Consider the following 13110-nt stretch of genomic DNA (forward strand, 5'->3'; position numbering starts at 1 on the left):
AATTAATAATGAAATTCTAAATTAACTATTAATTATTTGCTTTAATAAAACACACGCCTATTTTTATCAAAACAAATATATTATTTTTATAATTAAAATATATATGCGTTAGGATGACTTATTAGTAATTTATATAATCCATTTCTTCTCTTAATAATCCTTCATTTTCTATTCTCTTAAGCCAAATAAGAATATCCATAACATCTAATAAATCTTGATCTATCATTACATCAAATAAATGATATTTATGATAAATTTTTCTCGCAAGCTCAGGATAACGAACAACAGGTGTTCCCACTTTTTTAGCATAGGCTTTTACTGCCAATGCTTTTTCATTCATACAGCTCAATGAAACTAAAGGCATAATGCCATTATCAGGATCGAAATAGATACCAACAGCCACATGAGTTGGATTGACAATAACGGCAGATGAATCTTGGATCACTTTTTTCGTAGGTTCATCAAGCAATTCTTTATGGAACTGCCGACGAGTTGATTTTATTTCAGGATCACCTTCCATATTCTTGTTTTCTTGTTTAACTTCATGTTTTTCCATCATCATATCTTTCATAAAGATAAAGAAATCAGCAATAATATTTAAAATAAGAATAGGTATTGAAAGAATAAAAAACACAAATACAAAATTAACGACGAGTGAACACCATTTATCAACAATAATATTTAAATTCGAGCGGTATAATATAAATATTTCCGTACCATGTAAAATAATAAAAACATAACAAGTAATTAAAAATATAACTATAAATAATAATGTTTTTAACAGATCTTTTATTGTTCTTATGCTAAATATTTTTTTAAATCCAGAGATTGGATTAATATGATTAATATCAATTCTAATAGCTTCAGTCGCAAGCTTAAATCGTGAACTAAATAAAGAAGGGATCGCGCCAGATAAAAAAGCAACAACAAGTATAGGTAAAACAATATCAAAGAATAGTTTTGATATTACATCGACATAACTTTTTAACGTGATATTCGTTGGATGGAGTAAAAGAGATTGATAAAAACGACTAAATTCACTTAGATCAACTTGATGAAATAAATACATAACACCAATAAGATAAACAAGCCCTGATGTTAATTCTTTACTCTTAAAACTTTGCCCTTTTTTTGCAGAGTCATCGAGTTTTTTCTGGGTAGGTTTTTCTGTTTTTTCAGCCATGATAAATACTCATAAAAATCGTATAAAAGTATCTATTATTAAAAAATTCATAAAGCTCTGTGGTCATTGCCGAAGTAAAGAAAAGAAGTAATGATATAAAGGCAATAATTCCTTTTATACATAATGATAGTGAAAATGCATTTAGTTGAGGACAAAATAAAGAATAAACGCCCAATGCCACCTCGCTCAAAAACATAATAATCAGTACAGGTGAAACCAAAACAAGCGCCGTACGAACCATATTATTTAGCCAGTGCCCAATAAAAGAATAACCAATTTCTTTGTTAAAATAGCCAATAGGAAATACGTCATAGCTATCTTTTATCGTACTCATCAATAAAGTTAGGCCACCTGTTGATAAAAAATAGGCAGCGCAAAATAACCCCGTTAATGAAGCAAATTCAGAAGACTCAATTCCCGTAGTTGGATTGATAGTATCCCCAATACTAGCGCCCCGTTGGTTATCCACAAACTCGCCAAATGCAGACGCGATCCAAAATGGTGTAGCAAAAAGAAGCCCTATTAAAACGCCAAGAAGTAATTCACTTAATAATATAATTTCCCATATATTTCTTATTTCATCGGTAATAATAATGCTGGGTCTAATTCCCATAGCAATATAAAAAATAATGATATATTTTAATAATTGGCTATTAAGAACTCGACTATTTAAAAAAGGAATAAAAAGAAAGATAGGAAATAATCTTGCAACAAGTAAAAAAAGATCAACTAAATAAGTCTGTATATACCCTAGCAGTATTAACATATTATTTATCCTGCAAATCCTAACGTCATCATCTCTTTTGCATACACTAATATTTTATCGCCCATCCACCCCATAGTGACTAATAAGCAAACAAAAACACCAACAAGTTTTACACCAAAAGGTAATGTCTGTTCTTGTATTTGTGTAATGGTCTGTAATAAACCAATTGCCAATCCAATAAATGTCGCAATGGCAATAGGTCCCGCTGAAAGTAATATCACTAAATAAACGGCTTTATTGGCCGCATAAACCATATCCATTACCTTACCGCCATGAGTTCAAGATATTGATTAATTAGTCCTTTAGCTAAAAGAGTCCAACCATCCATAGCGATAAATAAAATTAATTTTAACGGCACTGATAATGTGACTGGACTCATCATCATCATCCCCAACGCCAATAAAATACAAGAAACAACTAAATCAATAACAATAAAAGGTAGATAAAGATAAAAACCAATAATAAAAGCAGACTTTATTTCACTTAATGCATACGCGGGAAGCAGTGATAACAACGATTTTTCTATATTTTCTTTCTCGCCATAGCTATCAGGTCGGTTTCCTTGTGCTTGTTCAAAAAAATCTAATAACTCAGGATCAGAATATTTGTACAAATATTGTTTATACTCCCCTAATGCATCGTCAGAAAATCGCTCAAAAGAATCAGGAGAGGTTATATCAACTGGGTTTTCAATAAGATATTGATAGGTATTTTTTGCTATTGGTGTCATAACAAACAAAGCCATCATTAATGCAATCGCATTGAGTACCATATTAGACGGCACTTGCTGAACACCTAAAGCATTACGAGTCATAACAAGTACGATAGAGAATTTTAAGTAGCAGGTTCCAGCAGCAATAATAAAGGGCGCTAATGTTGCTAGTGCTAACGTTAAAATGAGCGTTGTTGAGCTTTCCATATATTTAATCTTGCTGTAAATGGGAATGTTGAATTTCTACAGCTAATCGCTCACCCACTTTAATTAATTCCCCTTGAGCAATAGGAACACCATTAACAACTAATGTAATTTGTCGCGAAGCATTATCAGGTAATATAATTTGTTGTCCTGGGGCTAGTTTTTCAATTTCTTCAATAGATAATATTTTACTTGCGAGTAAAAAAGATAAGGTGATAGGAATAGTACCAATTGATTTTAAATCCTCATTTTCTTGTGTCGCTGTGTTTGTATCAATATCGTCTATTAATGCTTCTTTCTCTACCTCATTAGTCGGTAACTTTTCATCTAAAACCACCGCGTTTTCTCCTTCTTGCCATTGATAACGCATCCATTTTTTTTCACCAATAATAAGTGAAAAATCAATGCTATCAATCAACACAATATCGCCCAAATAAAGGGTTTTTAATAACGAAACAGATATTTTGCTATTACCGAGCTGGAATTGAGCAATAGCATTTATTTTATTTTTTGAGGACAACATCCATTCATAATGCCCCTCAAAAGAGCAAATAAATACATCTCCTATTGAGGTATTAACAACGGGATAACTAACTTTTTTTTGCTCTCCTAAACAGATATTGTCTACAGTTACTGACATCTCTTCTTTCGAAAAAGGAAACAATAATTGTGAACATTTCTGTGAAAATAGAACACGAAGATAAGCTTCTGGAACCGTTTCCCAATCTATTTTTTTTTCAGCATATAGGTTATCCATGACTTGGTTAACGGCAACAAACCCTGTAAATAAACCTAATGTATTCTGACCTTTTATTTTAAAATAATAAGCAGATGCGATAGGTAATTGCGCTTCATATAAAGAAGATAGAATTCTCATTGAATCGCTATTTTGATCCTGGCTATTTTGGTTCTGATTAACACTTTCTTTAACATCTGATAAGATCATTTTTCATCTTCTTTATCATCGGAAGCATCAATTGCATTAATCTGCCAATGAGAATTATCATTTTCTAATGAAAGCGCTAATCGCCCTTGATATTGATTAAAATTGTCTAAAGAGGATTGATAAACACGTCCAGTAGAAGCAATCAATTCGATCTTTTTATTAATATCAAAATTAACTTTCATCTGATGAAGCTCACTTCCCCATTTTTTAAAAACATAAGTAATGCTAGGAGGTTGAGTCATCTTTGATACTTCTTTATAAAGAAGACTTAAAGCGGGTATATCAAGCAGTTTTTTATCTATTAAAGGCTCTTGTATTTTCTGTTGATACTCTGGTTTTATATTATTGAACATAGATATATCATTAACTTCTTCTTGTACTTTTTTTTCATCCAATTTATCTATATTCAATTTTTGTCTTGCAGTATCAAATGAAAAATCATTTTTCTCTATTTCTTTACTGCTTGAATGATTATTTTCATAGGCTGAATGATATAATTTTTCTATTCTATTATTATGAATACCCGATGTATTCTCTTTTATTTTAAATGCAGTATTACCTTCAGAAAAAGAGCGTTTTCCTTCATAAGGGTACTGTTTATTTTCTACTTGCTTTTCTATTTTGTTTTCTACTTGTTTTTCATTGTTTTTGATAGCCTTATGCGTTTTAATTTTGTTATCTATTTCTACTAGATTAGGATCGATGTCTTTTTTTTTCTCTACGCTTTCCAATTTCTGATTGACGACATTCCTTTCACCAATTAAACCTAACTCATTAATATCTAATCTACTTTCCTTTTTACCATCAGAAGGACTAATGCTTATGCCTTTAGTTGATTTAAGATCACTTGCCACTGTTATATTAGAAGAAATCGGTATTTTTTTACTTTCATAATTTAATAGTGTTTTTTTTTCTATTTTCACTTTCTTTGTATGAGCGCAAATTTGTGAATATATTTTTCTTTGTGTTAATAATAATCCTTCTAAATTTAAAAAATCGATCTCTTCTTTTTCATCTTTAGATTTTATCTTATTGAATTTTATTTTTAGATGATTTTTTAGATCAATATCACCCTGATGATTTAGATGATAAAAATCATCTAATTTTTGTTTTATCTTACTGAGATTTTTAGAGGAAACACTTTCATCATCAGACATTAATAATTCCAAATCAGCAGAAGAAAGTGATGATTTTTTAGAAAAAAAAGACTTATTCTCACTATTTTTTTCATTAGATAAATTTGTATTCAAGATAACATTATCTGTCTTTATTAATATCATACAATACCATCTCCTGTATTTCGTTCTGTTCTAATCTTTCAATATATAACTCTTTCTCTAATGCTTTTCTTTCAAGATAAAGCTTTATTTTATTTTGTTTTTTGATCACCACTTCCCTTTCTTTTTGTAACTTTAGGCTCCCTTTTTTTAATTTTTCTAATTGATACTCTATTTCCTTAATTTGAGTAATAGAAATATTCAATGACGCTAAGACAATAGCTTGTTTACGTTTTTGTTGATTTAATGAAAGAGTAGAATAATGCCCTGCCTTTTCATACATAGGGATTTCATTTTCTAGCGCAGAAGCTAATAGCATTTGTTCTTTTTTCTTAACTTCAGCTTCTTTTATTAACTGTTGATACTTTTGTTGCTCTCTTTCTATTCTTTGCTGGCGCTTAGCAATAGCATTCATCAACACCTGTTGATTAAGAGGTAAGCGCATAAAGTTGATTTAAAGTTTGTTGAAAATCGGCTTTCTCTTTAAAAGATTGAACAAGAAAAGCCTCTATTGCTGATTGTTTATTTACAGCAAGATCGTTTAATTCATTTTCACCTGTACGATATTCCCCCACCTCTTGTAATAATTTAATATCCTGTAAACGCATCAATATTTGTCTTATTTTCAATGCTGCTTTTTGTTGCTCAACATGGGTTACTTGCTGAAAAATACGGCTTACACTGCCTAAAATATCAATCGCTGGATAATGACCTGAAGCGGCAATTTTTCGTGAAAGATAAATATGTCCATCTAAAATAGAACGAATTTCTTCTCCTATAGCATCAGGCTCATCATCACTTTCAAGCAAGACAGTGTAAAATGCCGTGATTGAACCTTTTTGAGTCACTCCAGGTCTTTCTAGGATCGCGGGCAATTTATCAAAAACAGAAGCCGGATAACCTTTGCGAACAGGAAGTTCGCCTGCCGTAAGAGCAACATCCCTTAAAGCTCGGCAATAACGTGTCATTGAGTCAATAAATAATACGACATTCTTGCCTTGTTCTCGGAAGTATTCAGCAACGGTCGTGGCAACTAATGCCGCATTACAACACTCTATTGCGGGTTGATCTGAGGTTGAGCAAATTAATACTGTTTTTTCACATCGTTTATCTGCTTTTAATTCCTCGACAAACTCTGTGATTTCACGTCCTCTTTCACCAATTAACCCGATAATAAAAACATCGGCTTGAGAAAAACGGATAAACATATTCATAAGCATTGTTTTACCCGTTCCTGCACTGGCAAAAATTCCCATTCGCTGCCCTAACCCACAACTTAATAATCCATCCACGGCACGAACGCCTGATTCAAAAATTGTGGTGATAGGACGTCTTTCACTAAATAAGGGAGGATGACCATCAATAGGTAAATATGAATAGAAGTTTTCTTCTTCTATTTTTTTATTACTAAAACGTAATAAATAGTTACCTTTAATATCAATCATACTCCCTAAAACATTGGGGCTTAAAGCGACTGAAAAAGCATTTCCCGTCGGTACTACGATTATTTGCAAAGAATAACCTTGTGAGCTTCCCATCATACTTAAAATCGTAATACCATTACGGAAACCAATCACAATAGCTTCACCAATAATTTGACCATTAATGATTGAATCTTTTAATAGACAAATTTCTCCAATAAATACATCACGCAGCGTAACTTCAAGAATATTACCTTGTATTCGCATAGGATGAGCTGCGTGATGAAATATTGAAAATACGTTATTCATTTTTTACCCAATAAACTGTTGATGAACGCTATTCATCATTTGGAAATATTCATCAATCGCTTTTGCCATTGACTCACCATTTTGTAGAGCAATAGGCATAAATGAGGCGCGTAGTTCTAATTCAGATTCTACTTTCACTAAAGCAGGCTGTCCCGGATAAAAACTCTCCATTTGATTATTAATACTGGTTAATAATAATGATGTGCTGCTTTGTGATAATAAGTTTTCATCATATTCACCAAGCACAGACCAGATCATAGGAACCTCATCAACAACCAATAAATTAATATCAGGCATATCACCTAAACTAATTGTTATTGTTGAATGATTATCGACAGATTTTCCCTCAGGAAATAAATCATTGCGCCCAATTACATTCATAGCATCCATAATTAAACTTGCTAGATCAACAGACATAATCTCTCCTAAATAGATTGTAAAACGTTAATTTCAATGTCAGATGTAATTTCATCATAAGACAATACAGATAACTGTGGATATTGTGTTTCTATTAGTTTTTTAACAAATCGTCTTATATCTATTGCTGTTAAAAAGACATAATCTTGAATATATTTAATCTCATCAATAGCGGTAGATATTTTTTCTATTATCATATCAAGCTCTGCAGGTTCTAAATTTAAAAATGTCCCTGAAGAACTCTGTCTTATTCCACCACGAATAATCTCTTCTACATTATGAGATAAAATAATCACATCAAATTTTCCATCTTTTGAAAAAAAGTGGCTAATATAACGTGAAAGTAGTGATCGGATATGTTCCGTTAAAAGCACAGGATCTTTTTCTTTACTTCCCCATTGTACTAATCCTCCAATAATTGTTTTTATATTTCTAATAGGGATCTTTTCTTGTACTAAACGTTGTAAAACATCATTAATTCGTTGAATAGAGACTTGTCTATAACACTCTTTTAATAGCTCTGGAGAATTTTCCTCTATTTTATCAAGGATATTTTTTGTCTCTTGTATTCCGAGAAATTCAACAATATTTAATGTAATCAAGTTGGAGAATTTTCTATAGAAATAACTTTCTGGTAATTCTACTTTATAATCTAACGATGTTAATTTATCCGACTCATTTTTATTAACCCAATAATGGCTAATATCATCATCCTTAATTTCTAATATTTTAAAATCTAAAGAAAAAAGTTCATCATTAGGATTTTCAATATAAACAAAGGGAAAAGGACAATCAAATTCATCAGCCTTAACTTCATTTATTAAAATAATAATTTTATTTTCATCAATTTTATCAGAGTAATGAATAACAATATCAGGAAGCAATACACCATATTGTAAAATGAATTCTTTTTTCAACCATTTTTCGAAAACTAGTTTTGAAAGATACGCTTTCTTCTTTGAGGATACGGTAATAATTAAAGGTAATGTTTCTGCTTGAGATAAAGTAATGTTCTCAGTTAATAAACTATTTTCATCATCTAATTCATTTTTATTTGAAAATAGGTTTGAAATAATACCTTTTTTACTTTCAGGATCGGAAGCATTATCTTCATTTTTTTCATCCTCATTTTCTGTAGCGGCTTCTTTTTTCTTACCTTTCCATTGTTTTTTAAAGAAATAGCCTCCTAATATTACCGATAAAATAAGGAAAACAGGCGTTGGAAAGCCAGGTAAAAAGCCAATAACAAAAGCAAGGATGGCAGTTACTAATAATGCAAAATCTTGAGCAAGCAATTCATTCATAATGCTAAAACCAAGATTATTATTTTCACCACCAACACGCGTGACAATAAAACCCGCACTGATAGAAATCAGCAATGCAGGAATTTGGGCAACAAGCCCATCACCAATGGTCAAAAGTGTATAAGTATGTAACGCTTGTGAAATTGAGAGATCCATTTGCGCCATACCGACAGAAATTCCGCCAATTAAGTTAACAAAAATAATGACAATGCCCGCAATGGCATCACCTTTAATAAATTTCATTGCACCATCAAAAGATCCATATAATTGGCTTTCTTGGCCTAACTCTTTTCTTCTTATTTTTACTTCGTCATTAGTAATAATGCCGGATTTTAAATCAGCATCAATACTCATTTGTTTCCCTGGCATACCATCCAAAGAAAAGCGTGCCGCAACTTCTGCCACACGCTCAGAGCCTTTAGTAATCACTAAAAATTGCACGATAGTGACAATAGAGAAAACAACAAAACCAACGACTAAATTTTCACCGATAACAAACTCACCGAATGACGTAATAATTTCACCCGCATCTGCATCTAACAATATTAATCGACTTGTACTAATAGAAAGAGCAAGTCGAAAAAGTGTCGTAATCAGTAATAATGCAGGAAAAGTCATAAAGTTTAATATTCGGGTAATATAAAATGAACTCATAAAAATAAGAAGAGAGATCGTAATATTCAACCCAATAAGGAAATCAACAATATACGTTGGCAAAGGTATAATTAACATCATAATAACCAAAATCATAACCGATAATACGATTAGCTCTGGTTTATTTTTTATTGCCAATAGGAATCTATAAATCATAGAAATTATCCATAAATTATTTTTTATTTATTTTCTTTGTTGATATTGTTCTAATCGGAGGTAATTATCTATAAGCTTTTGTATAATTATTTGGCATTCTTCTCTAAATTCATAAGATAAATATAATGATTCAGGATAATTATTGAATATCGTCTTTAGCCCTTGTAATAATTTCATTTTTATATTAACTAAATAATTCATCCATTGATTTTCTAAAAGAGAGACTAAATATTTTTCCATTTCCTCTGGAAATGTCATTCCATGAAAAACCAATTGACACAGTTCTTTATCTGTTATTGTATTTTTTAAATCTTGTTTATCGAGTTTATCTATATTGATTTCGATAAAACTACTTAAAGCCCGTAATTTATTAACTCGGTCGAGAAAATAACCAAATTCTGAACTTTGAGAACAACTAGGCATTAATGATTGCATATCACAAATCAAGCTTTGTGTTAGAAAGCTCAAGATGATTGTACATTGTTTAATGTCATATTCTTCTATCCACATTTTAAAAAAATAAATAGGCTCAAAATCAAGATTAATAAAACTACGATAAAGATTTCTTAATGCCGAAGCATTGAGAGAGAGTAACTTTGCAAATGTTTTAGCTTGAAGCGCAATATTAATACCAGCTCTAATTTGCTTTCCATTTTCACCCTCAAGTAAACGATTTATCTCATTCTCAATACCTGCATCTAATTGTGAACCCAGCTTTTTTTTTCTAAGTAATTCTCGTAAAACCATAACGAGATCACTTTCATCAGGGAACATTTTACGTAAATAACTAAGCAATTCTTGCAAACTTCGCCCTGATTTTCTAAATAGCATCATGACTTTATCAAGTTTTTTATCCGCGCCCTCTTCTGCAATATATAATGTACTTTGTCCTCTATTTGCTTTTTTATCTAATGATTGACCAAAACGTTGAGAAAATAGTGTTGCAACCATAGACATATCATCAGATATCTCTATTAATTGATTTTGATAGTTTTGGCTTTCATTTATTTTTGGTTGTTTATACTCGGTTTCTTGTTGGCTTTTTTTACCAATACTATTGTTTGCCAAATTCGAAGACGTAAAGCTATTAATTGGCCCGATCATAGTGCTACCTCATAAAGGCTTGAAGCTGTTTTAATGCTTGAGATGTTTTTTTATCCATTGGTTGAAATGGATCCTCAATTAAAGATCCAAAATCTTCAGCATCCGTGTTTTCTAATAATCTAGGTTGCAGCATAAAAATACGGATCATTTTTTTATTATTATCAGACTCATATTTAAAAGCTCGACCAACTAAAGGGATAGCACTTAAAAAAGGAACTTTAGTTTCGGCTTTCACATTATCTTCTCGTGTATATCCACCAATTAATAAACTTCCACCTTCCGAAACACGAGCAACAGTACTAATATTTGTACGGTTAATTACAGGTAATTTTTCAACACTTTCATCATCACCATTGTCGTCTTTTTTTTCTGCACCATCTTCAAGATTAATGATCATCTCAATATCTTTACTTGAATTACCAATACGTGGTAACACACTGATCATCGTGCCAAATGTTGTAGACTCTAATGAAGCAACGCGTTCACCTTTTATTTGAGTATAAAAAGTCGTGTTGTTATCAAAAATAGCGGGGGTATTTTCTTGTGTTAATAACATTGGGCGAGATACCATTTGCGCTTCACCATCTTCACTCAATGCTTTAATTTTTCCTAAAAAGTTAAAACCAGATGCAGCACTTAGACTTGCCGTATTAAAAAAGAAGCTGCCTTTACCCGAGTCATAACTTGCTTGCCAATTAACACCTAAACTATCTGCTTTATTTTTAGAAATATCGATTATCCATAACGACAATTCAACTTGTCTTTTGGGTTTATCTAATTGAGAAATGAGTGAATCGATTAATGCTAATCCTTCTCGGCTTGTCTTTACTAAAAGACTATTTGAACCCGGTAATGGCACTAATTCGACGTTATATTGTCCTATTTTAGTTATAATAGGCGCATTCGTTTCTTCAATCCCATTTACCGCTTCATCGTATTGCTGACTATCGTTATTTTCTCGCGTTTTATTAGGTTCTATCGCTGTTCTTTCTATTCCTTTAGAGGGCATAAATAACTGCTGTAAAACAGAAGTAATACCCGGTAGCACCACTGTTTCACCACGTAAGGTATAAGTTCTATCTTGTACAAAGGTATTTTTTAATGGAAATATCTGTACAAACTCATCACCATAGCGAGAACTCCCCACCGGTACTTGGTTATTGGTATTTTCATTAATTTTTTCTTGTACATCATTATCTAAAAACTCGGCTGCGGCTTTGACTAATTTAATATAAACAGGAGGCCCCGAAATATAAAAAGTACGTTGATCTTGGCCTGCACGCAGTGGATAACGCTGATCATATAATCCTACATCTTGTAAATAGTCTTTTAGCTCAGCTAGACCTATATTTTTTACCTGAAAGAGTTCTTGTAATATCTCACTGCTCTCATAAATATAGATTGATTTCCCATCATTAAAATAGAGTAATGACAAACGTTTCACCATCAATTCAAATGCTTCTTCTGGTGAGGAAATATCAAAATTTCCAGTTATTCTTTCCTTTTTTACTGCATTACTCAGAATAAAAGGTTTATCTAATTTATCTGATAACACGAGAAAAAATTGTTCAACTCGTGTATCAACTGCAATAAAAACATCCGGTTTTTTCACCTGATGCGTGTAGATAACCTTTCCTTGCGCAGCTTGAATTTGAAAAGATAAACTACAACAAAGTGCTAGCCCAATAACACAATAAATTTTATTTTTTATTTTCATAAAGATGTTGACCAATTCGACGAAATTCTGTTGGTGTAATACCAAATAACGTCTTAATTTCATTAGAGAAATGAGACGCGGAACTAAATCCATTATCGACTGCGATTTGTGTCAATGATTCATCGGTTGATAGCGTTGTTAAAATTGAAGATGCTGCACGCCATGAACGCAATTGGCTTTTTCCACAGTTACCTAAATAACGTTTACACAGTCGTCTAAAATGCGTACCTGATACTCCATATCGTTCTCCAATTTGTGCAATATTACTTTTCTTCTCATCTAAATAACTAATGAGATGCAAAATAAGCCAATAACTTTCACTGTGTCTTATTGTGACAAATAGAGGTTCTAATTGGCTTTCTGATTTTATTGCTTCATTTATTAATACGTATTCTAGAGATTTATTAGTATCTTCTATATAAAAAATCTGCTGATTAATATCAAATTCAGATCCTATCGCTGTCATTTTTGAAAAATCACGAGCATAATCAATAAATGCCAATAATCTTGCACAAATAAAAAATGATCGTTTTTCAATACGCCAAGACTGGTTTTCTGATTGAAAAATAACGTCATCACTTTTGGCATTATAAATAAAAGCCTTTCCTTTTATAATTTTGGTCTTTTTTTCATCATATATTTTTACCGGATAATCATTCTTTAAAGGAATACAAAAGAACAATGAATTACCTAGTAATATATTTTTATCGCCGCTTATTTTTATATCATTTATCAACATGGTAAATACCTCTCGTTATACTTATCATAAAATTAAAAAGTAAAGATAATAAATTTTTAGTTAACTCATTTTTATGGTTTTGCTTTATATAATCTTACAATAATATCACCTATTATTAACTATAAAGATGAATAACAAATTTTTTCCGTTTATTATTTAAAAAAAGTGGCAGTAATATATCAATACCCACTATCAAATAAA

Annotated in this window: 13 protein-coding genes; all 13 read right to left on the reverse strand. The window is 31.3% G+C overall.

Annotated features, from left to right (window positions below; all coding sequences use genetic code 11):
• Positions 1-121: 121 nt before the first annotated feature.
• From QQS39_RS16540 to QQS39_RS16600, 13 genes are read right to left on the reverse strand one after another with little or no spacing between them, the layout of a single operon-like run.
• Positions 122-1183 (reverse strand): EscU/YscU/HrcU family type III secretion system export apparatus switch protein, encoded by a 1062-nt coding sequence (locus QQS39_RS16540; RefSeq protein ID WP_285804974.1) that lies wholly within the window; start codon positions 1181-1183, stop codon positions 122-124.
• Positions 1176-1949 (reverse strand): type III secretion system export apparatus subunit SctT, encoded by a 774-nt coding sequence (sctT, locus tag QQS39_RS16545; RefSeq protein WP_151436206.1) that lies wholly within the window; start codon positions 1947-1949, stop codon positions 1176-1178. Before sctT ends, QQS39_RS16540 begins: the two co-directional genes overlap by 8 nt.
• A 5-nt stretch (positions 1950-1954) precedes the next feature.
• Positions 1955-2209, reverse strand: a complete 255-nt coding sequence (gene sctS, locus QQS39_RS16550) for a type III secretion system export apparatus subunit SctS (protein ID WP_072069116.1) — start codon at positions 2207-2209, stop codon at positions 1955-1957.
• The gene (locus tag QQS39_RS16555) at positions 2209-2868 is read right to left on the reverse strand and encodes an EscR/YscR/HrcR family type III secretion system export apparatus protein (protein WP_109373252.1); all 660 of its coding nucleotides are present in this window, start codon (positions 2866-2868) and stop codon (positions 2209-2211) included. The genes sctS and QQS39_RS16555 overlap by 1 nt, the downstream gene beginning before the upstream one ends.
• A 4-nt stretch (positions 2869-2872) precedes the next feature.
• Positions 2873-3811, reverse strand: a complete 939-nt coding sequence (locus QQS39_RS16560) for a FliM/FliN family flagellar motor switch protein (protein WP_285804975.1) — start codon at positions 3809-3811, stop codon at positions 2873-2875.
• A complete protein-coding gene (locus QQS39_RS16565) occupies positions 3808-5091 on the reverse strand; it encodes a hypothetical protein (protein ID WP_285804976.1) in 1284 nt (427 codons plus the stop codon). The genes QQS39_RS16560 and QQS39_RS16565 overlap by 4 nt, the downstream gene beginning before the upstream one ends.
• Entirely contained in the window at positions 5069-5503 is a 435-nt protein-coding gene (locus tag QQS39_RS16570; protein WP_285804977.1) for a type III secretion protein, read from the reverse strand. The genes QQS39_RS16565 and QQS39_RS16570 overlap by 23 nt, the downstream gene beginning before the upstream one ends.
• 13 nt (positions 5504-5516) lie before the next feature.
• A complete protein-coding gene (sctN, locus tag QQS39_RS16575) occupies positions 5517-6818 on the reverse strand; it encodes a type III secretion system ATPase SctN (protein WP_285804978.1) in 1302 nt (433 codons plus the stop codon).
• Positions 6819-6821: 3 nt separating this feature from the next.
• Positions 6822-7235, reverse strand: a complete 414-nt coding sequence (locus QQS39_RS16580) for an InvB/SpaK family type III secretion system chaperone (RefSeq protein ID WP_151436210.1) — start codon at positions 7233-7235, stop codon at positions 6822-6824.
• A gap of 8 nt (positions 7236-7243) precedes the next feature.
• Entirely contained in the window at positions 7244-9349 is a 2106-nt protein-coding gene (locus tag QQS39_RS16585) for an EscV/YscV/HrcV family type III secretion system export apparatus protein (RefSeq protein ID WP_285804979.1), read from the reverse strand.
• Between the two features lie 27 nt (positions 9350-9376).
• Positions 9377-10453 (reverse strand): type III secretion system gatekeeper subunit SctW, encoded by a 1077-nt coding sequence (gene sctW / locus QQS39_RS16590; RefSeq protein ID WP_285804980.1) that lies wholly within the window; start codon positions 10451-10453, stop codon positions 9377-9379.
• Between the two features lie 4 nt (positions 10454-10457).
• A complete protein-coding gene (gene sctC, locus QQS39_RS16595; RefSeq protein WP_151436213.1) occupies positions 10458-12170 on the reverse strand; it encodes a type III secretion system outer membrane ring subunit SctC in 1713 nt (570 codons plus the stop codon).
• On the reverse strand, positions 12154-12909 hold the full coding sequence (locus QQS39_RS16600; protein ID WP_151436214.1) for a helix-turn-helix domain-containing protein: 756 nt from the start codon (positions 12907-12909) through the stop codon (positions 12154-12156). The genes sctC and QQS39_RS16600 overlap by 17 nt, the downstream gene beginning before the upstream one ends.
• Between the last annotated feature and the right edge of the window lie 201 nt (positions 12910-13110).

The organism is Proteus appendicitidis (assembly GCF_030271835.1).
Classification (GTDB): Bacteria; Pseudomonadota; Gammaproteobacteria; order Enterobacterales; family Enterobacteriaceae; genus Proteus; species Proteus appendicitidis.

What these genes read in the sequence shown, in the direction of transcription:
- sctS (WP_072069116.1), bottom strand. Translation starts at nt 2,209, where the DNA reads ATGGATATGGTTTATGCGGCCAATAAAGCCGTTTATTTAGTGATATTA.
- sctN (WP_285804978.1), bottom strand. Translation starts at nt 6,818, where the DNA reads ATGAATAACGTATTTTCAATATTTCATCACGCAGCTCATCCTATGCGA.
- sctC (WP_151436213.1), bottom strand. Translation starts at nt 12,170, where the DNA reads ATGAAAATAAAAAATAAAATTTATTGTGTTATTGGGCTAGCACTTTGT.
- QQS39_RS16560 (WP_285804975.1), bottom strand. Translation starts at nt 3,811, where the DNA reads ATGATCTTATCAGATGTTAAAGAAAGTGTTAATCAGAACCAAAATAGC.
- QQS39_RS16570 (WP_285804977.1), bottom strand. Translation starts at nt 5,503, where the DNA reads ATGAATGCTATTGCTAAGCGCCAGCAAAGAATAGAAAGAGAGCAACAA.
- QQS39_RS16585 (WP_285804979.1), bottom strand. Translation starts at nt 9,349, where the DNA reads ATGATTTATAGATTCCTATTGGCAATAAAAAATAAACCAGAGCTAATC.
- sctW (WP_285804980.1), bottom strand. Translation starts at nt 10,453, where the DNA reads ATGATCGGGCCAATTAATAGCTTTACGTCTTCGAATTTGGCAAACAAT.
- QQS39_RS16580 (WP_151436210.1), bottom strand. Translation starts at nt 7,235, where the DNA reads ATGTCTGTTGATCTAGCAAGTTTAATTATGGATGCTATGAATGTAATT.
- sctT (WP_151436206.1), bottom strand. Translation starts at nt 1,949, where the DNA reads ATGTTAATACTGCTAGGGTATATACAGACTTATTTAGTTGATCTTTTT.
- QQS39_RS16540 (WP_285804974.1), bottom strand. Translation starts at nt 1,183, where the DNA reads ATGGCTGAAAAAACAGAAAAACCTACCCAGAAAAAACTCGATGACTCT.
- QQS39_RS16565 (WP_285804976.1), bottom strand. Translation starts at nt 5,091, where the DNA reads ATGATATTAATAAAGACAGATAATGTTATCTTGAATACAAATTTATCT.
- QQS39_RS16555 (WP_109373252.1), bottom strand. Translation starts at nt 2,868, where the DNA reads ATGGAAAGCTCAACAACGCTCATTTTAACGTTAGCACTAGCAACATTA.
- QQS39_RS16600 (WP_151436214.1), bottom strand. Translation starts at nt 12,909, where the DNA reads ATGTTGATAAATGATATAAAAATAAGCGGCGATAAAAATATATTACTA.